21 protein-coding genes are annotated in these 25,622 nt (G+C 66.6%); 11 read left to right on the forward strand and 10 right to left on the reverse strand.

The window, feature by feature from the left end; translation table 11 throughout:
- Window positions 1–50 precede the first annotated feature (50 nt).
- Window positions 51–320 carry a hypothetical protein gene (locus tag O6Y00_RS09930; RefSeq protein ID WP_353442418.1) on the forward strand — a complete coding sequence of 90 codons (270 nt, stop codon included), beginning with the start codon at window positions 51–53 and terminating at the stop codon, window positions 318–320.
- On the opposite strand, the gene O6Y00_RS09935 is transcribed toward O6Y00_RS09930, so the two are convergent.
- The 8 genes from O6Y00_RS09935 to O6Y00_RS09970 all read right to left on the reverse strand — a co-directional run bounded on the left by O6Y00_RS09935 (window position 317) and on the right by O6Y00_RS09970 (window position 9,920).
- Window positions 317–1,312 (reverse strand): lysylphosphatidylglycerol synthase transmembrane domain-containing protein, encoded by a 996-nt coding sequence (locus tag O6Y00_RS09935; protein WP_353442419.1) that lies wholly within the window; start codon window positions 1,310–1,312, stop codon window positions 317–319. The genes O6Y00_RS09930 and O6Y00_RS09935 overlap by 4 nt on opposite strands.
- A complete protein-coding gene (mgtA, locus tag O6Y00_RS09940; RefSeq protein WP_353442420.1) occupies window positions 1,313–3,742 on the reverse strand; it encodes a magnesium-translocating P-type ATPase in 2,430 nt (809 codons plus the stop codon).
- A 73-nt stretch (window positions 3,743–3,815) separates the two neighbouring features.
- Window positions 3,816–4,394, reverse strand: a complete 579-nt coding sequence (locus tag O6Y00_RS09945; protein WP_353442421.1) for a DUF1269 domain-containing protein — start codon at window positions 4,392–4,394, stop codon at window positions 3,816–3,818.
- Window positions 4,395–4,463: 69 nt separating this feature from the next.
- The gene (locus O6Y00_RS09950) at window positions 4,464–6,110 is read right to left on the reverse strand and encodes an oleate hydratase (RefSeq protein ID WP_353442422.1); all 1,647 of its coding nucleotides are present in this window, start codon (window positions 6,108–6,110) and stop codon (window positions 4,464–4,466) included.
- Between the two features lie 40 nt (window positions 6,111–6,150).
- A complete protein-coding gene (locus O6Y00_RS09955) occupies window positions 6,151–6,567 on the reverse strand; it encodes a response regulator (RefSeq protein ID WP_353442423.1) in 417 nt (138 codons plus the stop codon).
- Window positions 6,568–6,648: 81 nt separating this feature from the next.
- Window positions 6,649–7,281 (reverse strand): response regulator transcription factor, encoded by a 633-nt coding sequence (locus O6Y00_RS09960; protein WP_353442424.1) that lies wholly within the window; start codon window positions 7,279–7,281, stop codon window positions 6,649–6,651.
- Entirely contained in the window at window positions 7,274–8,839 is a 1,566-nt protein-coding gene (locus O6Y00_RS09965) for a PAS domain-containing sensor histidine kinase (RefSeq protein WP_353442425.1), read from the reverse strand. The genes O6Y00_RS09960 and O6Y00_RS09965 overlap by 8 nt, the downstream gene beginning before the upstream one ends.
- A gap of 262 nt (window positions 8,840–9,101) precedes the next feature.
- Window positions 9,102–9,920: a universal stress protein gene (locus O6Y00_RS09970; RefSeq protein WP_353442426.1), complete on the reverse strand. Its 819-nt coding sequence runs from the start codon at window positions 9,918–9,920 to the stop codon at window positions 9,102–9,104.
- Window positions 9,921–10,091: 171 nt separating this feature from the next.
- Between O6Y00_RS09970 and O6Y00_RS09975 the strand changes: the two genes are divergently transcribed.
- The 5 genes from O6Y00_RS09975 to O6Y00_RS09995 all read left to right on the forward strand — a co-directional run bounded on the left by O6Y00_RS09975 (window position 10,092) and on the right by O6Y00_RS09995 (window position 15,001).
- On the forward strand, window positions 10,092–10,742 hold the full coding sequence (locus O6Y00_RS09975; protein WP_353442427.1) for a BON domain-containing protein: 651 nt from the start codon (window positions 10,092–10,094) through the stop codon (window positions 10,740–10,742).
- 1 nt (window position 10,743) lies between these two features.
- Window positions 10,744–11,445, forward strand: a complete 702-nt coding sequence (locus O6Y00_RS09980; RefSeq protein WP_353442428.1) for a VIT1/CCC1 transporter family protein — start codon at window positions 10,744–10,746, stop codon at window positions 11,443–11,445.
- A gap of 183 nt (window positions 11,446–11,628) precedes the next feature.
- A complete protein-coding gene (locus O6Y00_RS09985; protein ID WP_353442429.1) occupies window positions 11,629–12,438 on the forward strand; it encodes a L,D-transpeptidase in 810 nt (269 codons plus the stop codon).
- Between the two features lie 11 nt (window positions 12,439–12,449).
- Window positions 12,450–13,382, forward strand: coding sequence for an HAD-IC family P-type ATPase (locus tag O6Y00_RS09990; RefSeq protein WP_353442430.1), 933 nt, complete (start codon window positions 12,450–12,452; stop codon window positions 13,380–13,382).
- Window positions 13,379–15,001: a SulP family inorganic anion transporter gene (locus tag O6Y00_RS09995; RefSeq protein WP_353442431.1), complete on the forward strand. Its 1,623-nt coding sequence runs from the start codon at window positions 13,379–13,381 to the stop codon at window positions 14,999–15,001. Before O6Y00_RS09990 ends, O6Y00_RS09995 begins: the two co-directional genes overlap by 4 nt.
- Window positions 15,002–15,297: 296 nt before the next feature.
- Here O6Y00_RS09995 and katG read toward each other — a convergent pair whose 3' ends face one another.
- Complete coding sequence (gene katG, locus O6Y00_RS10000) at window positions 15,298–17,523, reverse strand: catalase/peroxidase HPI (protein WP_435368609.1); 2,226 nt, start codon at window positions 17,521–17,523, stop codon at window positions 15,298–15,300.
- A 266-nt stretch (window positions 17,524–17,789) separates the two neighbouring features.
- On the opposite strand from katG, the gene O6Y00_RS10005 reads away from it, so the two are divergent.
- The 5 genes from O6Y00_RS10005 (at window position 17,790) to O6Y00_RS10025 (ending at window position 24,224) form a co-directional block, all read left to right on the forward strand.
- Window positions 17,790–20,174 (forward strand): membrane-bound PQQ-dependent dehydrogenase, glucose/quinate/shikimate family, encoded by a 2,385-nt coding sequence (locus O6Y00_RS10005; protein ID WP_353442432.1) that lies wholly within the window; start codon window positions 17,790–17,792, stop codon window positions 20,172–20,174.
- A gap of 171 nt (window positions 20,175–20,345) precedes the next feature.
- Window positions 20,346–21,203, forward strand: a complete 858-nt coding sequence (locus O6Y00_RS10010; RefSeq protein WP_353442433.1) for a cytochrome ubiquinol oxidase subunit II — start codon at window positions 20,346–20,348, stop codon at window positions 21,201–21,203.
- Window positions 21,200–23,299: a cbb3-type cytochrome c oxidase subunit I gene (locus O6Y00_RS10015; RefSeq protein WP_353442434.1), complete on the forward strand. Its 2,100-nt coding sequence runs from the start codon at window positions 21,200–21,202 to the stop codon at window positions 23,297–23,299. The genes O6Y00_RS10010 and O6Y00_RS10015 overlap by 4 nt, the downstream gene beginning before the upstream one ends.
- The gene (locus O6Y00_RS10020; protein ID WP_353442435.1) at window positions 23,296–23,922 is read left to right on the forward strand and encodes a cytochrome c oxidase subunit 3; all 627 of its coding nucleotides are present in this window, start codon (window positions 23,296–23,298) and stop codon (window positions 23,920–23,922) included. Before O6Y00_RS10015 ends, O6Y00_RS10020 begins: the two co-directional genes overlap by 4 nt.
- Window positions 23,919–24,224 (forward strand): cytochrome o ubiquinol oxidase subunit IV, encoded by a 306-nt coding sequence (locus tag O6Y00_RS10025; RefSeq protein WP_353442436.1) that lies wholly within the window; start codon window positions 23,919–23,921, stop codon window positions 24,222–24,224. The genes O6Y00_RS10020 and O6Y00_RS10025 overlap by 4 nt, the downstream gene beginning before the upstream one ends.
- Before the next feature lie 61 nt (window positions 24,225–24,285).
- Here O6Y00_RS10025 and O6Y00_RS10030 read toward each other — a convergent pair whose 3' ends face one another.
- Window positions 24,286–25,473, reverse strand: coding sequence for a DUF2252 family protein (locus tag O6Y00_RS10030; protein ID WP_353442437.1), 1,188 nt, complete (start codon window positions 25,471–25,473; stop codon window positions 24,286–24,288).
- Between the last annotated feature and the right edge of the window lie 149 nt (window positions 25,474–25,622).

A 25,622-nucleotide genomic window follows, 5' to 3' on the forward strand; every position in this document is an offset into this window, starting at 1 on the left:
ATCGACACCCGCATCGTGCGGCAATGGGGCGAACCGGCGGGGAGTTCGTGATGAACGCTATCCACACAGAGATACTCTATTTCCAGCGCCGCCTCGGCGCCACGCGGGCGATGGCCGATGCCGCCGCAGGGCCGTGCGCGCGCCGGGCCCACGAACTGCTCGCGCAACTCTATGGAGAGGCGCTGGCGGCGCTGTCGATCGAGGCGGCCGGGTTGGTCGTGGAACCCGTGCTGACGTTGGCAGTCCGTAGCATCCGTGCCGCACCCCGCCCCCGGCCGATCGCGCATCGTCCGCGCCTGACGCTCAGCCTAGCGTCCTAACGCGGCAGGCTGGCTGTCTTGGCGCGTAGGGCGGTACGGATCAGCACGAAGCCGGGGACGAGCGGCAGCCACAGCGTGAACACGCGCAGCAGCAAGGTCGCCGCGAGCGCTGCCTCGACCGACACCCCCATCAGCGCGAGCATCCCCGTCGCGCCCGCCTCGAACGTGCCGAGGCCCAGCGGGATCGGGCCGAGCGTCGCGATCATCGATGCAGTCATCACCGCAACGAACGCGACCGAGAAGCCGACCGGCTGGCCGAGCGCGAGGAAGCACACCATCAGGCTGGCCGCATCGGCGAGGAAGACGAGGCCATTCACGCCCGCGACGCGGACGATCAGCCGGCGGTCGACCAGCAACCGCTTCGGCGCCTCGCCGATGATAGCGACGAGTGAGCGCGTGCTCGCGAACCGGGCGAGAGCTGGCGAGAGGGGGCGCCGCCCGCGCCGGCGGATCCACAGTGCCAGCCCGGGAATCACGGTCGCTACGACCAGGAACACCAGCACGAACCCCGCGATCCAGATCGACGCCAGCCCGCTGATCCAAAGAGTGGCCAGCATCGCCAATGCGCAGACCCCGTACACCGCGTAGAATCCGATCATCGCCACCAGCAGCGTCGCGACGGCGTTGCCGCGCTTGACCCCGAGTGCAGTCAACTGGTCGACGAGGAACATGTTGCCACCCATCCCCGCGACCGGAATGACCTGATCCGCGAACAGCTTGCCGACCGCGATCGGATAAAGACGGCGCAGCGGTTGCGGCGTGCCGGTCTGGCCCAGCACGATCTTCCAGCCCGCCGCGACGCTCGCATAGGTAGTCGCCTGCAAGGCCAGCGCGACCAGCAGCCAGCCGGGATGCGCATCTTCGAGCATCGTCGCGAACGCGTGCAGGTCGCCGATCCGCAGAACCGCGCCGACGACGATCGCGATCACCGCGAGGCCCAGCACCCAGCCGATATGGCGCAACACCCCGCGCCAAAGGCTTGCCAGGCTCATTCAGCGAAGCGCGCGCTTGGTGGGGCGGTGATCGAACAGGAAGGTCTTCAACAGCTCGGCCAGCACAAGATAGCCGAGCGTGACGCCACCAAGGCTCGCAACCACGACGAGCGGCGGCGCGACGAACCCGAACCAGCTGCCGACCGGCGTGAACGGCAGCACCATCGCCACCATAAGCGCGCTTAGAGACGATAGCGCAAGCGCGGGCCGCGGCAGGTCCGCCCATGGTCGTCCGTTGGTGCGGATCACGAAGATCACGAGGATCTGCGTCGCCATCGATTCGAGGAACCAGGCAGTGCGAAACTCCGGCGCCGCGACATGGAAGACCAGCGACAACCCCGCGAACGTCAGCAGGTCGAACGCCGACGACAGCGGCCCCATCACTGCGGCAAAACGGATCAGCGCGGGCATGCTCCACACCTGCGGCCGCGCGACCGCTTCGGGCCGGACGCTGTCGAACGGAATGCCGATCTCGGACACGTCATAGAGCAAGTTGTTGAGAAGGATCTGCGTCGGCAGCATCGGCAGGAAGGGGAGGAACAGCGAAGCGGCGGCCATCGACAGCATGTTGCCGAAGTTCGAACTGGCGCCCATCCGGACGTATTTGAGGATGTTGGCGAACGTCCGCCGCCCTTCCTCGACGCCATCCGCAACCACGCCGAGATCGCTGTCGAGCATGATCATATCCGCCGATGCCTGCGCGACGCTGGCCGCGCCGGCGACCGACAGGCCGATATCGGCGAGCTTCAACGCTGGCGCATCGTTGATTCCATCGCCGAGGTACCCGACGATCGCACCGCTTGCCTGGAGCGCGCGCACCAGCCGCGCCTTCTGGTCGGGCGCCAGACGGCCATAGGCGTCGACGTCACGAACCTGCACCGCCAGCGCGTCGTCGCTGAGCCTGGCGATGTCGGCCCCGGACAGCACGCGAGAGGTGGCAAGGCCTACCAGCCCCGCGAGACGGGCGACAACGACGGGGTCGTCGCCTGACAAGATCTTCAGGCGGATACCCGCGGCTTGCAGACGCGCGACGGCGGCGGGGGCAGTTTCCTTCGGCGGATCGGCGAACGCGCACAGTCCGGCATAGACGAGGTTGGTTTCGTCGGCCGGGGTTGGCGCATGCGTTGGGCCGGTCCAAGGTCGCGAGGCGATCGCGATGGTGCGCAGGCCTTGCTCGGCAAGCGTGCGGACTTGCGCCAGGACTGCTGCTCGGTCCGCTTCGGTCAACGCCGCGCATCCGGCGAGCACTGCTTCCGGCGCGCCCTTGGTGATCAGGATCTTGCCACCTGCACCCGTCGCCAGCACCGTGCCGAGCCGGCGGTCGAAGTCGAACACGCTCTGCGCGGCCAGCGTCCAACCCTTCGCGGCGTACGGTGATGCGGTCACCAACGCCGTATCGAGCGCGCCGCGATCGCCGCCGAGCGCCGCCGCAATCGCACCCAGCCGCGCGGCTTCGGGATCGTCCGCCCCGTTGCGGCCGATGCTTCGCGCGAGGCTGATCTGCGCGGAGGTCAGCGTGCCGGTCTTGTCGGTGCACAGGATCGTCATCGCGCCGAGATCGTGGATCGACGCGAGCCGTTTTACGATCACCTTGCGCTTCGCCATCCGCATCGCGCCGCGCGACAGCGTGACGGTGGTGATCATCGGCAGCAGCTCTGGTGTGAGCCCGACGGCCAGTGCGACCGCGAACAGGAGCGACTGGAGCAATGGCCGACCAAGGAATATGCTGGCCGTCAGCACGACCACTACCAGCGCCAAGGTCAGCCGCGTCGTCAGCAGCCCGTACGCATGCAGATCGCGCTCGAACGGCGAGGGCGCGGCGGCGGTCGCCAGCGCGGCAGCGGCCGAACCGAACAGCGTCGCGCGGCCGGTGCCGACGACCAAAGCGGTCGCCGTCCCGGTCTGCGCGATCGCGCCCCGGAACAGCGCGTTCGAAGCTTCGGCGGCGGTGGTTGCAGCGACGTGGCTAGCACGCTTGTCGACCGGATAGGGTTCGCCGGTCAGCGCGGCCTCGTTCGCGGTGAACGCATTGCTGTCGAGGATCAGCGCGTCGGCCGGAATGATGTCGCCGGCGCGAACCTCGACGATATCGCCCGGCACCACCGCTTCGATCGCGACCGCGACAAACGCGCCGTCGCGGCGGACGCGCGCGGACACTGCGACCGACTGGCGCAGGATCGCCGCGGCATGGACCGCCTGTCCCTCCTGATAGGTGTCGAGCAGCACCGAGAACCCGAGGATTACGACGATGATCGACCCGCCGATCGCATCGCCGGTTGCCGCCGACACCAGCCCGGCAGCGAGCAGGATCAGCGACAGCGGCTCCAGCAGGCGCCGCGCGATCGCGCGTAAGGGGCCGGTATGCGTCTCTGCGGTGTCACTGTTCGGGCCGTTGCGTGCGAGACGCTGCCTCGCCTCCGCCGTGCTCACCCGTCACGTGACGTTTGGAGTTCGGCCAGCTGCGCGTCGGCCGACCTGATCCAGAACGGGGCCTCGTCCTGCGTCAGGCGACTGGCTCAGCGATGGGCAGTTCGCCGGTCAGTTGCGTATGCGGTGACGTATTGCCGTGGTCATGGTGGACCGTGATCCTACGCGGGCTGAGCGGTTCGAGCACCAGCTTGGCGCGCTCCATTTCCGCCTCACTGCCGTGCGCCATGACGAGGAACCCGTCGGACACGATATCGGTCTCGTAGGTGACGATCGAGTCCTCGGGGATGCCGAGGCTGGCGAGCGCCGCGACCAGCGCGCCGGTGCCGCCGAGCACGACCGCGCCCTCGATCGCCGCGATCACCGTCGCCGCCAGATGCCCGAGCAGTACGACCCCGCCGACGACGGGAACGGTCGCGTAGAGCCCGCCCATGAACAGCCCCCACAGGCCACCCCATAGCGCGCCGCGCGAGCCCCAGAAGCGGATCCGGTCGCCGCTGTTGTAGAACCCCGTCGCGGTCTGGTCGCTGTGATAGCCCTTGCCGACGATGCTCAACCGCCGCAGCCCGAACCCCGACGCGGCAAGCGCCTTTACCGCGGCATCGGCCTGGGCGTGTTCGTCGAACACGGCGACGATCGAATGGCTGAATTTCATGGCGTGATCCTCTGCAAGGGAGCGTTGCCAAACCGTAGGATCGGGGTGCGGCGGCACCAGCGTCGGGAACTACCTACCGTGCGTGCCGGCGGGTGCGAGATCGTGGAGCGCGACGAACGCCTCGAACAGCACGCGCGGATCGAACGCGCCCTTGTAGACCGGGGGCGGCGATCGACGCAGGCCGAGCAGCGCGTACACCGCGGTCTGCGCCGACCGCACCGAATATTCGACGGTGAAGACGCAGTCGTCGGGGAGCTCGCAATATTGGCCGATCACCGCGAGGTTGGCGGTGTCGGCCGGAATGACATCCGGCCGATCGCCGTGCCGTCTCGGCATGAACTGGCTGGTGATGAACGGCATCATGCAGGGGATGCAGGTCGCGCTGGCAAGGATCGCCTCGGCCTCCGCGGCGATGCCGAGATGGCCGAGGATTTCGATCATGATCTCGCGACCGGTGCAGTCCGCCATCGGCTTCCGCACGAAATCGCCGGGTGTATCGACGGTCAATCCATAACCCCAGAATACCGCGACGTCGTCGGGCTGGTCGAGGAAATGCGGCTGGTACGGGATGACGATCGAGGCAAGCCAAGCGGATTCGGGAAAGGTGATGAGCCCTCCTTCGCCGGGGACGTTGCCGGTCGCGTCGCGGATCAGCGCGAGCAGGGTCGCGTCGTGGAGCGTGGTCGTGAACGACACCCATTTCGATCGGTCGACGTCTCCGGTGAAGACCGCCGGCCTGCCGAATTGCGGCCGCTCGTCCGCGAGTTTCTCCCACAATGCCCATCCGCCACCGGCGGTCGCGCCGAGCAGGTCTGGCGCGGCGTCCATCGATCCGAGGCTCGAGCCTTCGGTCATCGAGCCGAGCGTGAGCAGCACGTAGTCGTTGGTATCGACCCGGATCTCGCTGATCTTCGTACCTTCGGCGATGCGTATCCCGCGGACGACGGTCATTCCCTCGTCGTCGGCGAGACGCAGATCGGTGACGACCGTGTTCATCCGGAAGCGCACGCCGCGTGCGACGAGCCAGGCGTGGAGGGGGCGGACCAGCGAGTCATATTGGTTGAGCCGCGTCCGCATGATCCCCTCGAGCCGGTTGAAACCGCCGACCATGTGCGCGAAGCGGAGCAGATAGCGCTTGAACTCGACCGCGCTGTGCCACGGCTGGAACGCGAACGTCGTGCACCACATCAGCCAGAAATTAGTCTTGAAGAAGCCTGCGTCGAACTGGTCGGCGATGGTCGAGCGGTCGAGGATCGCCTCGGGCGTGATCGCGAGCCTTTCGAGACCGTGGATATGGTGGCCGGTCAACCCGAATTCCGGCGCGACGTGGCGCCTGCCGCCCGAGAACAGCCGCGAGTGCGACGACGTCTTCATCACCGCATTCCAGTCGAAGATGTCCTCGGTAACGGTCTTGTCGCCCTCCAGCGTCGGGATCGAGCCGAACAGGTCGAAGGTGCAGAGGTATTTCGACTCCAGCATCCGCCCGCCGCGCAGCGAATAGCCGTTTTCCGCCGATCCACCGCCGTCGAGGCTGCCGCCAAGCAGCGCACCCTCGTCGATGATCGTGATATCCGACCCGCGCATGTCGCCGTCGCGGATCAGGAACGCGGCCGCCGCGAGCGATGCGATCCCACCGCCGACCAGGAAGGCCCGTCCTTCGTCGCGAGGGACGGGCGCGGTGTCGGGGTCTTCGTGAAATGGGTCGGTAGTGGGCATAGGAACGTCCTTGGCGAAGAGGGGGATGGGTCCGGGCGGCTCAACCGTCGGCGTTCCAGCCGGACCAGCCGTGGTCGATCGAGGCGGCGATCGCCGTCAGCAACGGGGCATCACCGGTGCTGCGATCGAGGACCCGGTCGCCGTGGCGTTCGGCGGCGTGGATCAGCGCGGGGGGCGGGGCGGTGCCGTCGAGCAGGATCGCTTTGCCACGCCAACCGGATGCGCGCATCGCGTGAAGGGTTTCCATCCCGCTGCCGCCTGCGCTTTCGACGTCCACGATGATGCACGGGAAATCACGCGAGCGCGGATCGGCGAGCAGCGCCGCGCTGGTCGCGTAGGAGCGCACGTCGTACCGTTCCGATAACAGCATGATCTGGCGCGCGCGACGGATCGCGGGATCGCCGTCGACGAGCGAAACGCCGATGCCGTCATGGGATTGAATAGATTGGTCGGTCATCGGGACGTCCTCGTTGCGACCTTGGATGACACGCGGGCAATTCCGCGTCTGTACGTAGAAGACGAGGGCCGTGGTGGGGGCTCAGGCCGGTTCGGCGGTTTCACCAAGGCCCGCCGAAAACGCGATGCGCAGGACGTCGGATAGACTGCGCGCGGAGAGCTTTTCCATCAGATTGGCGCGGTGGACCTCGACGGTGCGAGTGGCGATGTCGAGGTCGTAGGCGATCAGCTTGTTGGGGCGGCCCAGCACCATGCCGTCGAGCACATCGCGTTCGCGCGGGGTGAGGGCGGCAAGCCGGACGAGCGCGTCCGCGGCGGCGAGGTGCTCGCGGTCGGAGCGGGCCGCGTGCGCCAGCGCGGTTTCGATCGCCTCGAGCAAGGCGCTGCGCTCGAACGGCTTTTCGAGGAATTCGATCGCGCCGGCCTTGATCGCGCGGACGGCAAGTGTGACGTCGCCGTGACCGGTCAGCATGATCACGGGCAGCGCGATGCCGCTTTGCGCGAGGCGTGCCTGTACCTCCAACCCATCGAGATCGGGCATGCGGACGTCCAGCAGTACGCAGCCGCGTGTCTCGCGCGTCACGGACTTCAGGAAATGCGTGCCGGCCGGATAGGTCTGGACCGCATACCCCGCCTTGCGCAGCAGGAAACCAACCGACTGGCGGATCGCCTCGTCGTCGTCAACGATATGCACCGTGCGCAAAATGTCAGTCATGGGTTTCGCCTGATTCATGGAGCGCGGCGAGCGGCACGGTGAAGTGGAACGCGGTGCCGCCGCTCGCGACGCCGTCCGCCCAGATCCGGCCGCCATGCGCCTCGACGATCGTCCGGCAGATCGACAGGCCGAGCCCCATGCCGTCCTCCTTGGTGGTCGCGAACGCCTCGAACAGGCGCGCACGGACGTCGCGGTCGATGCCGGAGCCGGTATCCGCGACGATGATCAGCATCCACCCATCGCGCTCGGATGCGGTGGCGATCGACAGCGTCTTGATGGGTGACGCCGCCATGGAATGGATCGCGTTGCGGATGAGGTTGACCAGCACCTGCTGGATCTGGATGCGATCGACGCGGACCATGACCGGGCTTGGCGAGGCCGTGTTGACGACGGTGATCCCCGCCTCGTGCGCGCCAAGCAGGCCCAGGCTCGTTGCTTCTTCGACGAGCAGGTCCAGACGTTCGTCACGGAACCCGGTATCTCCGCCATCGACGAACGCGCGCAGTCGGCGGACGATCGTGCCCGCCCTCAGCGATTGCGCCGCCGCTAGGTCGAGCGCTTCGGCGATGTCGGCCAGCAGCGGGTCTGTGCTGGCCTCGATCATCGCCCGCGTTGCCTCCAGGTAATTGGCGATCGCGGTGAGCGGCTGGTTGATCTCGTGCGCGAGCGTGGACGCCATCGTACCCATCGCGCTGACGCGGGAGACATGGACGAGTTCGGACTGGAGTTCCTGCACGCGGCGTTCGGTCGCGTGGCGGTTGGTGAGATCGCGGATGAAGCCGGTGAAGATGCGCTCGCCCGCGATCGACGCCTCGCCGACCGCCAATTCGATCGGAAACGTCTCGCCGCCCTTGCGCATCGCGCGTTCGAGCCGGACGTTGCCGATCACGTGGCGCTCACCGGTGTGGCGGTATTTCCGCAGGTGCGCGTCGTGGTCGCGCGCTTCCACCTGCGGCATCAGCATCGCGACGTTCTGGCCGATCACCTCGCTCGCCGCATAGCCGAAGACGAGTTCGGCGGCGGCGCTGAACGAGGCGACGATGCCGTTCTCGTTCATCACGATCATCGCGTCGGGGACGGTGTTGAGGATCGAGCGAAGGTGATGTTCGCGGCGCACGATCGCGGCTTCGGCGGCCTTTTCGTGCGTGATGTCGCGGATCACCTTGCCGAACCCGCGCAGCGCGCCGGCGTCGTCGTGGAGTGCGGTGATTGTCACGTGTGCGAGGAATTCGGAGCCGTCCTTGCGGACCCGCCAGCTCTCCTCCTCGATCCGGCCATCGCGATGCGCGCGGGCGAGGTCGGCTTCGGGCTTGCCCGCGGCGATATCGTCGGCGGGGTAGAAGATCGCGAAATCGCGGCCGATGATCTCCGCCTCGGCCCAGCCCTTGATCCGCTCGGCCCCGCGGTTCCAGATCGTCACGCGGCCGCGGGGATCGAGCATGTAGATCGCATAGGTCGTCGCGCCGTCGATCAGCAGCCCCAGTTCCTCCGCCAGCATCGCATCGCCCCGCGCCACCGCCTGGGGGTCGGTGTCGGGCGAAGACTGCAACGCGATCATGCGGGCGGTGCGGTGGCTCGGGGGGCGCAAAGGCAGATCATCGAGATGCGGGCCTTGTTCGACACACTGATCCGATCCGTCAGAGGGCAAGACCTCGACACCCTCGTTCCGATCATGACGCATGTTAAGCCAAAGACCCGCTATATGCTAATAGTCCTTCGATGATCGCGACTGCCGACAAGGTCATGACGCCGACGACTAGTCTTCGGTTCGCCTTGGCAACCGGGCCAAGATACTTGCGGATCGCGGCGCCCGTCACGGCTCAGTGCGACAGCAACGTGCAGCGCCGGTCGCGCAGCAGCAGGTCGCGGGTGACGCCGCCGAACGCCCATTCGCGGATCCGGCTATGGCCATAGGCGCCCGCGACGACGAGGTCGGCCTCGACGTCGTCCGCGATGCCGGCGAGCGTGTCGATGCTTGTGCCCTTCATCCGCGCGACGACCTTGTCCGCATCGACGCCGTGGCGTGCAAGCCAGGCGGTGACGTCGTCGATCGGTTTGCGCGCATCGATCGCGTCGATCGCGACCTCGACGATCACCACGCGGTCGGCGGCGTGGAGCATCGGCAGCGCATCGCTGATCGCTCGGCGGCATTCGCGCGTATCGGTCCACGCGATCATGATCGTCGAGAAGGTGGCGGTGGCCGCGCCGTCGGGAACGACCAGCACCGGGCGGCCCGCGCGCAGGATGAGCTCGCCGGTGTCGGCATGCGTCGCGAGGTCGGCGAACCCGGGGCCAGCGCTGGTGATGACCAGATCGGCGGATCGCGCATTCTCCGCGACGACATGCGCGATGTTGACGATCGTCGGGATCGACCGCCATTCGAGGACGTGCTTCGCAAGCCGTTCATGTGCGTGAAACTCGGTCTTGGCGCGGGCGAGTTCGTCGGCGACGATATCGCGTTCGATTACTGCATATTCGCCGCCGAGATAGCCGTCGCATGTGCCGATCGGCACCGGCTGGCACGCGGCGATGCCGATCACCGCGGCGCCGTACTGATCGGCAAGCGTCGCGGCGACGTCGAGCAACGTCGCGTTAGCGCGGCCGCCGTCGAGATGCACCATCAGGGTCGAATAGGTCATGCGCGGTCTCCCTCTTTCATCAAGCTGTCGGCGTTCGGGCGGGTTCGGGAAACTATCGGGAACTACGCATAAGCGCGGGCTGCGTAGTTCCCGACGGTGTCGGCGATCGGTCGCGGCGATAGTTTGCGGTCATCGGCCCGGGCCTCCCCGCGCTGTCGCCAGGAGAGTGTCATGTCCCACGACGCCAGATTGCAGAAAGCCGTGCTCGCCGAACTCAACTGGGATCCGAGTGTCCCCGCCGGGCACATCGGCGTAACCGCGAACAACGGCATCGTCACGCTGAGCGGCCACGCCGGCAGCTATGCCGCGAAATACGCCGCCGAACGTGCGGCCGCGCGCGTCGATGGCGTGAGGGCGGTCGCCGAGGAGATCGAGGTGCAGTTGGAGGACCGATTCAAGCGCGGGGACGAGGCCATTGCCGGCGCGATCGTCGAGCGGCTCTCCTGGGATACGACCGTGCCGCACGACAGCATCAAGGCGCAGGTCGAGGATGGCTGGATCAGCCTGCGCGGCGAAGTGCGCTGGCATTTCCAGAAGGACGCGGCGGAGGCGGCGGTGCGACCGCTCGCGGGCGTGGTAGGCGTGATCAACCACGTCACGCTCAAACCGCGCGTCGACGTGACCGATGTCAGCAACGACATCCGCACCGCGCTGCACCGCTCGTGGTTTTTCGATGGCGACACGATCAAGGTGTCGGTCGACGGCGGCACCGTGAGGCTGACCGGTTCGGTCGACTCGCCGCACGACCGGATGGTCGCCGAGCGTACCGCTTGGGCGGCACCGGGCGCGGTGAAGGTCGAGAACATGCTCGAAATCGCCTGACATGGGCGCACTGTCGTCGCACCGCGAACGCCACGTCGCCGACCGGATCGGCTGGCTGCGGGCAGCGGTACTCGGCGCCAATGATGGGATCGTCTCGACCGCGAGCCTGATCATCGGCGTCGCCGTCGCCGGTGGTCAGGTCGGCGCGATCGTCATCGCGGGCACGGCCGGGCTGGTCGCGGGCGCGATGTCGATGGCGGCGGGCGAATATGTCTCGGTCAGCGCGCAGGCGGATACCGAGACCGCCGAACTCGCACGCGAGCGGCGCGAACTGATCGACGACCCGCACGGCGAACTGGCCGAACTCGCGGCGATTTACGTTGCGCGCGGCGTGGACGCTGCCACCGCAGCGACGGTCGCGGCGCAGCTGATGGCGAAGGATGCGATCGGGGCGCACGCGCGTGACGAACTGGAGATCACGCTGGGGACACGGGCGCGGCCGGTCCAGGCGGCGTTCGCGTCGGCAGCGAGCTTCACGGCGGGCGCGGCACTGCCGTTGCTGACCGTGTTCATCGTGCCGCCCCGGGTACTGGTCTGGGCGGTGCCGGTCGGATCGTTGCTGTTCCTCGCGCTACTGGGAGCGATCGGCGCGAAGACCGGCGGTGCGATCGTCTGGCGCGGCACGGTCCGCGTCACCTTCTGGGGTGCGTTCGCGATGGCGGCGACCGCGGCGATCGGGCGCCTGATCGGTGGCGCGGTGTAAAGGCAATCAGGCGGACAGCTAAACGATCTTCCCCCGCCAGGGGGAGGTGGCTGACTCTTGCTAGACGGAGGGGATGGATCGTAAATCCGATGCGTAGTTTCCGATGGTGATGCGGGCGCTGCGCGATCGATAGCGTCTGGTCGACCGCCCTGTTCGGCGGCACCTTTTCGATCGGACCCTATCATGACGACGCGCCTCCTGACGTGCCGCCTCGCGCTTGCGCTGACGTTCGCCACGACGGCTTCGGCGCAGATGCCGCCGAGCATCGACGGCCGGATCGAGCAGCTCAAACCCGGCGAGTATCTATGGGCGCCCGAGATCGCGCCCGCTGGCCCCGTCGCCGTGGTCGTCAGCCTGACTACGCAAAAGGCCTATGCCTATCGCAACGGCGTGCCGATCGGCGTCTCGACCGTGTCGACCGGCAGCGATGGTCATGCGACGCCGACCGGGGTCTTCACCGTGCTCCAGAAGGACGCGGATCACGTGTCGAACGTCTACAAGGACGCACAGATGCCGTTCATGCAGCGGCTGACCTGGGGCGGGATCGCGATGCATGCGGGCAATCTGCCGGGCTATCCCGCGTCGCACGGCTGTATCCGGTTGCCGCCTGCGTTCGCCAAATTGCTGTTCGGGATCACCCGGCTGGGGATCACCGTCGTCATCACGCAGGACGCGCGCGTTCCGGTCGTGGCGTCGACACCGGGTCTGCTGACGTCGGCGGGATCAACGAGCGGGAATTTTATCTGGAACCCGCAGCTGTCGCCCAAGGGACCGGTATTCATCGTGGTCAGCGGGCGAGACCGGCGTATCGTCGTCCTGCGCAACGGCATCGAGATCGGATCGAGCGGCATCGCGGTCGACGCCGCGATCAACCGGACCTCGGCCTTCACGTTGCAGTCGATCGACGCCGACGGCGAGCACTGGCTGCGCCTGCCGCTGCCGGGTGACCCGCGGTCCGGGGAACTGAGCGCCGAAGACCGCGCCAAGTCGTGACCGGCGCGCAGATGATCGACCTCGCGGACCATACCGACCGGCTCGCAGCACTCGTCCTCGCCGGCCGCGTTCTCGCGCGGATCAAACCTGTCCAGAAGCCGGAGACCGTCCGCATTCTTGCCGCCAGTGGCGAACTTGTCGCGGTCACCGGCGACGGCGTCAACGACGCGCCCGCTCTCCAGGCGGCGCATATCGGCGTGGCGATAGGCGTCGCGGGCGCCGACGTCGCGCGCGGCGCCGCCGACCTGGTGCTTGCCGATGATGATTGCGCGTCGATCGTCGCCGGTGTCGAGGAGGGGCGCGTGACCTACGCCAACGTCCGGCGGATCGTCATTATCCTGCTCGCCACCGGGATCGTCGAGATCGGCATGTTCATCGGGGCGGTGATGCTCGGCCTGCGGATGCCGCTGACCGCGGTGCAGTTGCTGTGGCTCAACCTCGTCACCAACGGCGCGCAGGACGTGATGCCCGGTTTCGGCTGCGGCGAGGGCGACGAACTGCGCCAGCCGTCCCGTCCGCCGAGCGCCCTAATCCTCGACCCGAGCGCGACCGCCTTGATGATACCGCCCGCGCTGTTGATGACCGGGCTCGCGCTGTATCTCGTCGCGAGCATGCACCGCGATGGTCGCCCGCTACCTGAAATTCAGAACGCGGTGCTGCTGATGACGGTGCTGTTCCAGAACGGCTATGTGCTTTGCATGCGCAGCGAGCGCCGCCCGATTTTCCGCAAGCCCTTGTTGTCGAACGCTTGGCTGCTGCTCGGTGTCGGCATCGCGCTCGGATTGCAGGCTATCGCAACGCTCTGGCCGCCGCTTAACACCGTGCTGGGGACCGCGCCGATCCCGGCCGCGACGATGCAATTCTGCCTCCTCGCAGTCGTCGGGACAATCGCCGTCAGCGAAGCGACCAAGCAGGCGGTCGCGGACTGGCAGCGACGCCGATGACCGCCTTCATCCCGAAGATCGTCACGACGATGCGCGAAGGCTATTCGCTCGCCACTTTCCGCGCCGATTCGATCGCTGGCGCGACGGTGGCGGTCGTTGCGCTCCCCTTGGCGATGGCGCTGGGGATCGCCAGCGGCGCGTCGCCGGACAAGGGGCTGATCACCGCGATCGTCGCGGGCTTCCTTGTGTCGGCACTCGGCGGATCGCGCGTCCAGATCGGCGGACCGACCGGTGCGTTCGTGGTCGTGGTGTTCACCGTCATCGCGCGGCACGGCTATGACGGCCTGATCCTGGCGACGTTGCTCGCCGGCGTCATCCTGATCGTGGCGGGCTATGCGCGGCTCGGCGCGCTGATCCGGTTCATCCCTTACACCGTCGTCACCGGCTTCACGGCGGGCATCGCGGTGATCATCGCGTCGAGCCAGGTCCGCGATTTCCTCGGGCTCGACATGGCCGCGGTTCCGGCCGATTTCCTGCCGAAATGGGCAGCCTATGCGAAGGCGATCCGAACCATCGACGCCCCGACCGTCGCGGTCGGCATGGCCGCGCTCGCCATCATCCTGATCCTGAAGCGCGTCGCACCCCGTTTGCCGGGGTTCCTCGTCGCGGTCGTGCTCGCCTCGATCGTCGTGGTGGTGAGTGACGCGCACGTCGCGACGATCGGCTCGCGCTTTCCAGCCATGCCGAGCGGGATCGCGATGCCAGTGTTCCCCATCTGGACGCTGGCCAAGATCCAGGCGGTGCTGCCATCGGCGTTCACGATCGCGTTTCTCGCCGGCGTCGAGGCGCTGTTGTCCGCGGTCGTCGCGGACGGGATGATCGGATCGCGCCACCGTTCGAACCAGGAACTGGTCGCGCAGGGCGTCGCCAACATCGCCTCGGCGCTGTTCGGCGGGCTGCCCGCAACCGGTGCGATCGCGCGTACTGCGACGGCGATCAAGGCCGGCGCGCGGACCCCGGTCGCAGGCATGCTTCACGCGGTGTTCGTGCTGCTGTTCGTGGTATTCGGCGGGCGGCTGATGGCGTTCGTGCCGATGGCGGCGCTGACGGCGATCCTGTTCGTCGTCGCCTGGGGCATGAGCGAGCAGGAGCGGTTCGTCGGACTGTTGCGGATGCCGAATAGCGACCGCGCGGTGCTACTGCTGACGTTCGGGCTGACCGTGCTCGTCGACCTCACGGTGGCGATCGGCGTCGGCGTGACGCTCGCCGCCTTGCTGTTCATGGCGCGGATGAGCGAGACCGTCGCGATCACTGGCCCCGAGGACGACATACTAGCCGAACGGGGTGCGCTGCCGGAGGGGGTCGAGATGTTCAGGATCGACGGCCCGTTCTTCTTCGGCGTCGCGGCCGGATTGATGGATACCTATCGCCGGTTGGGCAGCGTGCCGCGCGTGCTGATCCTAAGACTGGAACAAGTGCCGATGCTCGATGCGAGCGGTGTCGCCGCCATCGCCGAGCTGCTTCGCCGCGCCGGGGCTACGCATACGCGCGTGATCCTGTGCGGCCTGTCCTCGCAACCGACCGCGATGCTGGCACGCGCACGGCTCGGCCCGATCGTCAGCACCGGTACCTATGCCGAGGCGCTGGCCCAGGCGCGGGCGATGTCGGCGTCAGGCTGACAGGGTCAACCAACATCACCGAAGCCGGATCGCCCAGGCAGGCGGATGCGATCCAGCCGCGCTCGCGTTCCAGCCCAATCGCCTGATGGTTGTCGCGGCTCTCGATCGATTCGATCGCCGCTTGCGGGGGGACCGCAGGAAGATAGACGTTCAGCGGATGCAGGAGCTGCCGTCCAACGTACGAGATCGCGACAGTAAGCAAGACGCCTCCGGGGCCTCCTCTGGCCTGCCGTGGCGGATAAGCCGTGGTGTTCTGATTGCCCAGATCATCACGGCCTATCCCATCCTACCGAAGTTTAAGTCGCCTGGTTGGACGACACAGGCTTTGCCGTGACGTCGAAACGATCGGCGTTCATGACCTTTACCCAGGCCTTGACGAAGTCACGAACGAACTTCTGCTCGTGGCCGTTCTCGGCATAGACCTCAGCTGTCGCGCGCAGCTGCGAGTTCGAACCGAAGATCAGGTCGGTACGGGTCGCCTGCCACTTCTTCTCGCGACCACCACGATCGTAGCCGATGAACTTCTCGTCGCTCGACGTGTCGACCAGATCCCAGAAGGTGTCGTTGTCGAGCAGGTTGACGAAGAAGTCGTTGGTCAGCTGGCCCTTGCGCTCGGTGAGCACGCCCTCGGGCGCATCGCCGAAGTTCGCGCCGAGTACGCGCAGGCCACCGACCAGCACGGTCATCTCCGGCGCGGACAGGCCGAGCAGCGAAGCCTTGTCGAGCAGCAGCTCCTCGGTCTTCACCGGGTGACGCGTCTTCAGGTAGTTGCGGAAGCCATCGGCCTGCGGCTCCATCCACACGAAGCTTTCGACATCGGTCCACTCCTGCGTCGCATCGCCGCGTCCACCAAGGAACGGCACCGACACGTCGTGACCGGCATCCCGCGCTGCCTTCTCGACCGCTGCCGAACCGGCCAGCACGATCGCATCGGCGAGCGACATATCGCCGCGCAGCTCGTTGAGCTTGGCCAGAACCTTGCTCAACTGCTCGGGCTCGTTGACCGGCCAATCCTTCTGCGGTGCGAGCGCGATGCGCGCACCGTTCGCACCACCGCGGTGGTCCGACCGCCGATAGCTCGATGCCGATGCCCAAGCGGTCTTGACCAGCTCGCCGATCGTCAGCCCACTCGACAGCACGGCGTCCTTGAACGCAGCGGTATCGGCGTCCGACGGCGCGGTGCCCTCGGGAACCGGATCCTGCCAGATCAACGTCTCTCTCGGAACCTCAGGCCCGAGGTAGCGAACGCGCGGACCCATGTCGCGGTGCGTCAGCTTGAACCAGGCGCGTGCGAACGCGTCGTCGAGTGCCGACTGATCGTCGCGGAAGCGAAGTGCGATCTCGCGGAACTCGGGGTCCATCTTCAGCGCCATGTCGGCGGTGGTCATCATCGTCGGCACGCGCTTGTTCGGGTCGCGCGCGTCGGGGGCCATGTCCTCGTGCTCGGGGTTGACCGGCTGCCACTGCTTGGCACCGGCGGGGCTCTCGGTCAGCTCGTACTCGTACTTGAACAACAGGCGCAGGTAATCGCCGGTCCATTTGGTCGGGTTGTTCGACCATGCACCCTCGACGCCCGAGGTCGTGATGTGGCCCTGGCCGATCTCCTCGCTGTCGGTCAGCCAGCCGAGACCCTGCATGTGCACGGATTCGGAAGACGGAGCCTTGAAGTGCGGTGCCGGCTTGGCGCCGTGCGCCTTGCCGAACGCATGGCCGCCCGCGGTCAGCGCAACGGTTTCCTCGGAGTTCATCGCCATCCGCTGGAAGGTGGCCTTCATGTCGCGCGCCGAAAGGAGCGGGTTCGGATCACCGCCCGGACCTTCCGGATTGACGTAGATGAGACCCATCTGGATCGCAGCGAGCGGGCCTTCGAGCTCGGGCAGGTCCTCGCTGATGCGCGTCTGCGCGCCCTCGTTGACCCACAGCTCCTCGGCGCCCCAGAACGTGTCGCCCTCGGAGGCGAAGACGTCCTTGCGACCGCCGGCGAACCCGAAGATCGGTCCGCCCATGCTCTCGATCGCGACGTTGCCCGCGAGGATGAACAGATCGGCCCAGCTGATGTTCTTGCCGTACTTCTGCTTCAGCGGCCACAACAGGCGACGTGCCTTGTCGAGGTTGCCGTTGTCCGGCCACGAGTTGAGCGGCTCGAAGCGCTGCTGACCCGAGGACGACCCGCCGCGACCGTCGGTCACGCGGTAGGTGCCGGCGGCGTGCCACGCCATGCGGATCATGAACGGGCCGTAGTGACCGTAATCGGCAGGCCACCAAGCCTTGCTGTCGGTCATCAGCGCGGTCAGGTCCGCCTTCAGCGCGGCATAGTCGAGCTGCTGGAACGACTCTGCATAGTCGAATTCTTCGCCCATCGGGTCGGGGGAGACGCCGTGCTGGTGCAGCATGTCGATCGGCAGCGCATCGGGCCACCAGTCCTTGTTCGTGCGACCCAGCAGCGAGCGGGCCTTGACCTCGCCGCCGCCGTTGGGGCCCATCGGGCAACCGCTGCTCTTGGGCTGTTCGTAATCGGCCATGTCGGCGTCCTCTCTGGATAGGTGTAACCGTATTGCTTAAAGTGCAGCATCCGACAGACATTTGTCCAATCGATTATTCGGAACGTTTCGAACAGGCCAGTCGATCACAGGCGATCCGTCGATGAATCGCTCCCCCTTTCACGCTCGCTCGGCAACGCCGGCTTACGAAGTCCCCATTCAACACGGCGTTGATGAAATCTCCGTCATCAAGCAGCCTGCTTCACTGTCGTACGTTGGCCGGAAAGGCATGGGCGGAGTGGACGGGCATGAGACGAAATTTGGCATGTGCCCTTGGCTGGATCATTGCGGTGCTCGGCGGGTTCTTTGTCGTTGCCGGCGCCGTCCTGGTATCGCTGTATGGGTCGCCATATTATCTGATCGTCGGGATTGCGATCGTCTTGAGCGGTGCGCTTGTCGGTCGAGACGACCCACGTGGCCGCTGGCTGTTCGTGGCGATCTGGATCGCCACGCTGGTCTGGGCCGTCTGGGAAGTCGGCTTCGACGGTCTGCAACTCGTGCCCCGCATCGTTGCGCCGACCGTGCTCTTGGTCTTGATCCTGCTGATGGGCGGTCGACGCGGGACGGCGCCTGATCGCTCTTCCGGCTTTTCACGCGCCGCGCCCGCCGTCGCGGCTTGCGTCGCGGTGCTGTTCGTCGGCCTGCTGGCGGTGCGGGGGCGGGACGTTGACGCGCAGGGTCCGGTCCGCGCCATGCCAGCGGACCAGCCGCAAGCGGGGACGGGCGAGGCCGACAACGACTGGAAGGACTATGGCGGGACCGCGTCGGGCCGGCGCTATTCCTCCCTCGCCGACATCACGCCGGCCAATGCCGAGCGCCTGACGCTCGCCTGGACGCAGCGGACCGGTGACCTCCCGGTCGCGGCGGAAACCACAGAGCACAAGCGCGAATATCATTCCGAAGCGACACCGATCCATATCGGCAACACGCTGTATACGTGCACGCCGCATTCGTTCGTCCAGGCTATCGACGCGACTACGGGACGGACCAGGTGGAGCTGGCACGAGGCGGCCAATGTGCAGGGCAACAACTACCTCGTCTGCCGCGGCGTGGCGTATTTCGAGGCGCCTGCCGGTACGCCGTGTCCACATCGCATCTTCGCGCCGACCTTCAACGCGCGACTGGTGGCGCTCGATGCGGAGACCGGGCGCGTATGCCCGAGCTTCGGCCAGAACGGGAGCATCGACCTTCGCGCCAACATGGGCGTGTCGAACGCGTCCGACCAGATCGGGACGTCGCCGCCGATGGTCGTCAACGGGCGACTGATCATCGGTGAGCGGATCACCGACAACGTCAACCGCAACATACCGAGCGGCGTGGTGCGTGCGTATGACCCGGTATCGGGAAAGCCGGTATGGGCGTGGGACGTCGGCCGGTCGCAGGACGCGATCGCGCCGCTGCCCGCAGGGCAGGTCTACACGCGTGGCACGCCCAACGTCTGGGGCGCGATCACCGCCGATGCCGCGAACGGCCTCGTGTACCTTGGCACGGGCAATGCCTCGCCGGATTACTGGATCGGCTATCGCCGGCCGTTCGACGACCGGTTCGGCACCTCGATCGTCGCGCTCGACGTCGCGACGGGCAAGCTGCGCTGGAGCCGGCAACTGGTCCACCACGATATGTGGGACATGGACCTGCCGATCGGGCCGTCGCTGTTCGATTACCGCGCCCCCGACGGGCGAACGATCCCCGCGCTGCTCCAGACGACCAAGATGGGCCAGGTCTATTTCCTCAACCGGCTGACGGGCGCGCCGATCGCTGCGGTTGCCGAGCGACGCGTGCGGACCGACGGTGCGACGCCTGGCGTCACGGTATCGCCGACGCAGCCTTTCTCGGTCGGCATGCCGTCGTTCACCCCGCCTGCGCCAAGCGAAAAGGCCACCTGGGGCGCGACGCCGATCGACCAGTTGCTGTGCCGGATCGACATTCGTCGCTCGCAGGGTGCGGGGATCTACCAGCCGATCGGCCTGACGCCGATCATCGGCCATCCCGCGTTCGACGGCGTGACCGACTGGGGCGGCGCGGCGGTCGATCCGGTGCGCGGCATCATGACCGTCAACACGATGGAGATGCCGTTCAAGCTGTGGCTGATGCGCCGCGACGATCCGCGCGTCGGGCCGCTGATGGCGCAGAAGCAGGGCGGCGAGAACGCGCGGCAGGCGCAGTTGCAGACGCAGTACAACACGCCGTACGTCGCGGTCGTCCAGGCGTGGATCGGTATCTTCGGCGCGCCGTGCAACGCGCCGCCCTGGGGGCATCTGACTGCGGTCGACCTCAAGACGAAGAAGATCCTGTGGCGCGAGGTGCTCGGCACGGCGCGGGATACCGGCCTGTTCGGGTCGCATCTGGGGGTGCCGATCAAGACCGGCGTGCCGAACCTCGGGGGGGCGATCGTCACCGCCGGCGGGCTTGCCTTCATCGCCGCGACCACCGACCAGTATCTGCGCGCGTTCGACCTGAGGACCGGCAAGGTCGTCTGGAAGGCACGGCTTCCGGCCGGGGCGCAGGCCACGCCTATGACGTACCGGGGCGCGGACGGGCGGCAATATGTCGTGATCACCGCGGGCGGGCACGGTGCGCTCGGGACGCGCTATGGGGACTACACGCTGGCCTATGCCTTGCCCCGCACGTGATGCGTGCGGGGGGCGGCCGCGCAGGCTCCTCATTCGGTTAGCGTCAAAGACCGTCCGCCATTGTCGACCGACAGTGGCGGACGGTCTGTAAGTTAAAGACGTCAGCGCGCTCGCGGCTTAAGACGGCGGACGGGATGATTAGGGGGACACGTGGTCATACGGCTCAAGCGAGTGATATTGCGTCTATCGCTGGTCGCGGCTGTTGTCGGTCTGGGCGGTTGTACGGCGTTGTCGCACGGCTTCTTCAATCCGCAGGGGCCGGTGGCGGGGCACGAGCGCGACCTGTTCGTCACCGTATCGATCGTGCTGCTGTTCGTCGCGGGGCCGGTGCTGCTGCTGACTCCGCTGTTCGCGTGGCATTACCGGTTGTCCAACCGTAGCGACGCGTACCGGCCTAAGTGGAATTTCTCGTGGTGGGTCGAGGCGCTGATCTGGATCCCGCCTGCCGGGATCGTGATCGGGCTGGCGGTACTGCTGTGGCACTGGACGCAGATCGACGATCCGTATCGGCGGTTGCCGGGCGCAGCGCCGGTCGAGGTGCAGGCGATCGCGCTCGATTGGAAATGGGTGTTCGTCTATCCCGACCTCGGCGTCGCGTCGGTCGATCGGCTGACCATTCCCGCCGGGCGCCCGGTACATATCAAGCTGACCAGCGGCACGGTGATGCAGTCGATGCTGATCCCGCAGCTCGCCGGGCAGGTCTATGCGATGGGCGGGATGACGACCGAGCTGAATATCCAGGCGCACCGGCCGGGACGGTTCCGCGGCGAGAACACGCAGTATAACGGCGCCGGCTTCCAGCAGCAGCAGTTCGACGTCGTCGCGGTGTCGCCGGCGGAATACGATCGCTGGGCGGCGGCTGCACGTCGCGGCAAACGTACCCTCGATGCGCAGACGTGGCGGCGGCTGTCTGCGCGGTCGATTATCACGCACCCCGTCGAGTTCGCGCATGTCACGCCACACCTGTTCGAGCACGTCGTCGCCGCGACTGGCGGCATGACCCATTCTTCTACGAAAGCCGTTCGATGACCGTTTCCGTTCCCCTCTGGCCGGCCGTGCTCGGCCGGTTCGGCTGGCAGGACCTGCCGTTCGTGCGCGCGTGGGAGAACCCGACGATCAGCGAGATCATCGGTGCGTTCGCGGGCGCGCTGGTGGTGGTCGGCGCGGTAGTCGTCGCGGCGCTGCTGACGCGTTATGGCAAGTGGCGGTATCTGTGGACCGAGTGGCTCACTAGCCTCGATCACAAGAAGATCGGCATCATGTACATCGTCGTCGCGTTCGTGATGCTGTCGCGAGCGCTGGTCGAGGCGGTGCTGATGCGGATGCAGCAGGCGGTGGCGATCGAGAACCCCGGCTTCCTGTCGCCCGACCATTTTGGCCAGCTATTCTCGACGCACGGCTCGATCATGATCTTCTTCATGGCGATGCCGTTCCTGACGGGGATGATCAACTACGTCCTGCCGCTCCAGATCGGCGCGCGCGACATGGCATTTCCCTGGGCCAATTCGATCGCGTTGTGGCTGACGATCGGCGCCGCCGGCCTGATGATGGCAAGCCTTGTGGTCGGCGAATTCTCGACCGGCGGATGGAGTGGCTACCCGCCCTATACCGAGCGCGCGTTCAGCCCCGGCGTCGGCGTCGACTATTGGATCTGGGCGGTGACATTGGGGTCGATCGGCTCGACGATGGCGGGGATCAACATCGCCTGCACCGTCTACAAGCTGCGCGCGCCCGGCATGCGGTTCATGCGGATGCAGATGTTTTCGTGGACCAGCCTGTGCACGTCGATCCTGATGATCTTCGCGATGCCGCCGCTGACCGTCGCGACGCTGATGCTCGCGCTCGACCGCTATCTGGGGTTCCATTTCTTCACCAACGACCTCGGCGGCAACATGATGAACTACGCCAACATGTTCTGGCTGTTCGGTCATCCCGAGGTCTACATCCTGATCCTGCCCGCGTTCGGCGTGTATTCGGAGGTCGTGTCGACCTTCTCGACCAAGGATCTATACGGCTACACCTCGCTGGTGATCGCGACGATGGCGATCGCGGTGCTGAGCTTCACCGTGTGGGTCCATCATTTCTTCACGATGGGGCAGTCGGCCAACGTCAACGCGGCGTTCGGGATCGCGACGATGACGATCGGCGTGCCGACCGGCGTCAAGATCTACGACTGGATCTGGACGATGTTTCGCGGCGAGGTGCGCTTCACCGTGCCGATGCTCTACGCGCTCGCGTTCATGATGACGTTCGTGCTGGGCGGCTTCACCGGCATCATCCTCGCGATGCCGCCGCTCGACTACCTGGTCCACAACACGCTGTTCCTGGTCGCGCATTTCCACAACATGCTGATCCCGGGGCTGCTCTACGGGATGCTCGCGGGCTATCATTACTGGTTCCCCAAGGCGTTCGGGTTCCGCCTCGACGAGCGCTGGGGGCGGATCGCGTTCACCTGCTGGGTAGTCGGGTTCTACCTCGCCTTTTTCCCGCTCTACGTGCTCGGCGCGAGCGGAATGGCGCGGCGGACGCAGGCGATCTTCGAACCGTCGTTCCGGCCGTGGCTGTACGTCGCAGGCGTCGGCGCGTTCGTCCTGCTGGCGGCGCTGACGTCGCTCGGCATCCAGTTGTGGGTGAGCATCCGCGATCGTGCCAAGACCCGCGTGGAAGCGGGCGACCCGTGGGATGGCCGCGGACTCGAATGGTCGGTCAGCGCACCGCCGCCAGAGTATAATTTCGCCGTCCTGCCACTAATCGACGGACGCAACCCGTTCTACGATCACAAGCATGACGAGGGCCAGCCAGACCCTTACGCCTCACCAGCCGCTTACGAGGACATCGTCGTGCCGCGGGGCAGCGCGACCAGTGTCGTGATCGGGCTCACCGCCGCGGTCGCCGCGTTCGGGCTGATCTGGGAGATCTGGGGACTGACCGTCGTCGCGCTGCAGGTGATCGTCGCGGCGGTCGTGCTACGCAGCTTCGGTCGCGACCAGCATCGGACCATTCCCGCTGCGGAGGTCGCGCGCGAGCATGAGGCATGGCTCACGCGCGTCCGGGCGACGCCCGCGGTTCCGCGGCAACTGGAGACTGCGGCAGTCAATCGTGGCCTTGCGGAGATCGTGGCGTGAGCGAACCCGAACTGGCGCATGCCGGCCTCAACCTTGGCGACACCGGCGCGCTGACGCAGGACCAGGCGGAGAATGCGATCTTCGGCTTCTGGATATTCCTGATGAGCGACGCGGTGATCTTCGCGTTGCTGTTCGCGACCTATGGCACGATGATCGCGAGCACCGTCGGCGGCCCGACGCCCGCCTCAGAATTCAAGCTGCTGCCCGCGTTCGTCGAGACGCTGCTGCTGCTGACGAGCAGCGCGACGTTCGGCCGCGCGACGATTGCGATGAAGTACGACGAACCGCGCCGTGTGCTGTTTGCCTGGCTCGGCGCGACGCTCGGCCTCGGCCTCGTCTTCCTGGCGCTCGAGGCGAACGACTTCGCGACGATGTTCGCGCACGGCGCCTACCCGATGCGCAGCGGATTCCTGTCGTCGTTCTTCGCGCTGGTCGGGCTGCACGGGCTGCATGTCGCGGTCGCTTGCTTCTGGCTGGTCGTGATGGTCGGGCAGGTATGCGCCTACGGCCTCGATGCGCGCGTGAGGATCAACCTGTTGCGGCTGGGGCTGTTCTGGCACCTGCTCGACATCGTCTGGATCGCGATCTTCTCTGTCGTCTATCTGCAAGGGAACATCGGATGAGCGACCGGACCCGCGAACTCAGGACCTATGCGATCGGCTACGGCCTGTCGCTCGCGCTGACGGCGGCGGCCTTCGCGATGGTCCGCTGGCCGTCGTTCGGCGCACGCGCCATCTTCGGCACCGTGCTGGCGCTGGGGCTCGTCCAGATGGCGGTGCAGTTCCGCTGTTTCCTTCACATCAGCCTCAAGCGCTCGTCGCGCCACGACCTGCAACTGATCCTCTTCTCCGCGCTCATCATCGCCTTGATGGTGTCGGGAACGCTGGTGATCCTGTTCAACCTGCGCGGGCGGATGATGGGGTAAGCGCATCACCGGCCCGACTGCATCACGATCGCCCTATGTCATGAGTTAATGGGGGAAGACCTCACCCATGCGCGCCGAAGCGGCGGCAGTGTTCGAGATAGCCCACTTCATGTGCTCCGGCCATCGCGACGATCGCTTGCCATAGCCAAGACGGTGCATCGAGTTTCTCATCGCGGGCGGTCAGTGTGTCGCGCCATGCCAATCTCGCGGCGTCGCTGAGTTGTCGCGCGTGCGCCTGACCTACGACGAACGACAGGTAGGACGCGGCGGCGACCGCTTCCTTGCGACTGAATTGTTCGACCTCGATCTTGAGGTCCTGCGGCGCCAGTTCGCGCAGGAAGACGGGCTTGCCCATCAGGTGCGCCGCGACCATTCGCTGGCCCAGGTTCGGCGACAGCGCGGTTGCCCCGGCGAGCACCCGCTGACCCGCGTCGCGCGGCATCGTCGTCTCGCTCGTTACCGGTACGACGGAGGCCACGGCCTCCTTGATATCGACCAGCGCCAGTCGTTCATCCTTTGCCTTGCCGTGCGAGATGCCGATCAGCACCGCGAAACGAAGGTGACCGAGCGAACTGCACCCCTTGCGCCAATAGGCAGCGTCGACCACCCGAAGTTTCCCGTCGCCGACAACACCGGCCAGTTCCATGCATCGCGCGCGAACCGAATCCTCGCCGAACAGCGCCACGATCTCGCTCTTCTCCGCGCGCGACAGCTTCCAGAAGCGTTTGTTATGCGGAATGTTTGGCTCGACGTCCTCGAGACGGTCCTTTGCGAGATGGCGCCACCGTCTGCCGATCGCCTCGCGCCTTACCGACCGGACGACGTCGGGTTCGCGCGGATCGTCCTCGACGGTCGGGGTCAGCGCCCGGCAATATCCGTCGACCATCGCTTCGATCATCCGTGCGGTCGTGACCCCCGGCAGATCCGAACTGCGTGCCGCGGTTTCGAGCGACAGGCCGAGGCGGATCAGGTCGTAGGCGGGATTGGCGATGACGGTCTGGTCCAGATCGCGTATCTGGATGTCGACGCGATGATCCGCATCTGCCACCGGCCCGAGATTGCCGAGATGACAGTCGCCGCAAATCCAGACTGCCGGACCTTCTGGAATGCTGGCTGCGACGGGTGACTCCTCGAGCCATTGATAGAACTGCGCCGTGTTGCCGCGAACATAAGCGTGGACCGACCGCGCCATCTTGAGGGCGCGGGTTCGTTCGAGCACGGCCGAGCGTTCGTCGGGAGCCACGGCCATGAGTTCGCTTTCGAGAGAGGAAGGATCGGCGCCTGCCTGACCGACGGTCGTTTCGTGACGACGAAGACCGGGGTCAGGCAACCGCCGAATTGGTCGGGTGATGAGAGGTGGCGGTCACCCACGGTCCTGGGTGGCCGTCGCCGATAGCA

It is taken from the genome of Sphingomonas faeni, assembly GCF_040407565.1.
In the GTDB taxonomy this organism is placed as follows: Bacteria; Pseudomonadota; Alphaproteobacteria; order Sphingomonadales; family Sphingomonadaceae; genus Sphingomonas; species Sphingomonas faeni_F.

Excerpts from the sequence above, each read along its gene's own strand:
- katG (WP_435368609.1), bottom strand. The coding sequence starts at position 17,523 with ATGGCCGATTACGAACAGCCCAAGAGCAGCGGTTGCCCGATGGGCCCC.
- O6Y00_RS09985 (WP_353442429.1), top strand. The coding sequence starts at position 11,629 with ATGACGACGCGCCTCCTGACGTGCCGCCTCGCGCTTGCGCTGACGTTC.
- O6Y00_RS09950 (WP_353442422.1), bottom strand. The coding sequence starts at position 6,110 with ATGCCCACTACCGACCCATTTCACGAAGACCCCGACACCGCGCCCGTC.
- O6Y00_RS09955 (WP_353442423.1), bottom strand. The coding sequence starts at position 6,567 with ATGACCGACCAATCTATTCAATCCCATGACGGCATCGGCGTTTCGCTC.
- O6Y00_RS09995 (WP_353442431.1), top strand. The coding sequence starts at position 13,379 with ATGACCGCCTTCATCCCGAAGATCGTCACGACGATGCGCGAAGGCTAT.
- O6Y00_RS09975 (WP_353442427.1), top strand. The coding sequence starts at position 10,092 with ATGTCCCACGACGCCAGATTGCAGAAAGCCGTGCTCGCCGAACTCAAC.
- O6Y00_RS09930 (WP_353442418.1), top strand. The coding sequence starts at position 51 with ATGAACGCTATCCACACAGAGATACTCTATTTCCAGCGCCGCCTCGGC.
- O6Y00_RS09965 (WP_353442425.1), bottom strand. The coding sequence starts at position 8,839 with ATGATCGCGTTGCAGTCTTCGCCCGACACCGACCCCCAGGCGGTGGCG.
- O6Y00_RS09980 (WP_353442428.1), top strand. The coding sequence starts at position 10,744 with ATGGGCGCACTGTCGTCGCACCGCGAACGCCACGTCGCCGACCGGATC.
- O6Y00_RS09990 (WP_353442430.1), top strand. The coding sequence starts at position 12,450 with ATGATCGACCTCGCGGACCATACCGACCGGCTCGCAGCACTCGTCCTC.
- O6Y00_RS09960 (WP_353442424.1), bottom strand. The coding sequence starts at position 7,281 with ATGACTGACATTTTGCGCACGGTGCATATCGTTGACGACGACGAGGCG.
- O6Y00_RS09945 (WP_353442421.1), bottom strand. The coding sequence starts at position 4,394 with ATGAAATTCAGCCATTCGATCGTCGCCGTGTTCGACGAACACGCCCAG.
- O6Y00_RS09935 (WP_353442419.1), bottom strand. The coding sequence starts at position 1,312 with ATGAGCCTGGCAAGCCTTTGGCGCGGGGTGTTGCGCCATATCGGCTGG.
- O6Y00_RS09970 (WP_353442426.1), bottom strand. The coding sequence starts at position 9,920 with ATGACCTATTCGACCCTGATGGTGCATCTCGACGGCGGCCGCGCTAAC.
- O6Y00_RS10015 (WP_353442434.1), top strand. The coding sequence starts at position 21,200 with ATGACCGTTTCCGTTCCCCTCTGGCCGGCCGTGCTCGGCCGGTTCGGC.
- O6Y00_RS10005 (WP_353442432.1), top strand. The coding sequence starts at position 17,790 with ATGAGACGAAATTTGGCATGTGCCCTTGGCTGGATCATTGCGGTGCTC.
- O6Y00_RS10025 (WP_353442436.1), top strand. The coding sequence starts at position 23,919 with ATGAGCGACCGGACCCGCGAACTCAGGACCTATGCGATCGGCTACGGC.
- O6Y00_RS10030 (WP_353442437.1), bottom strand. The coding sequence starts at position 25,473 with ATGGCCGTGGCTCCCGACGAACGCTCGGCCGTGCTCGAACGAACCCGC.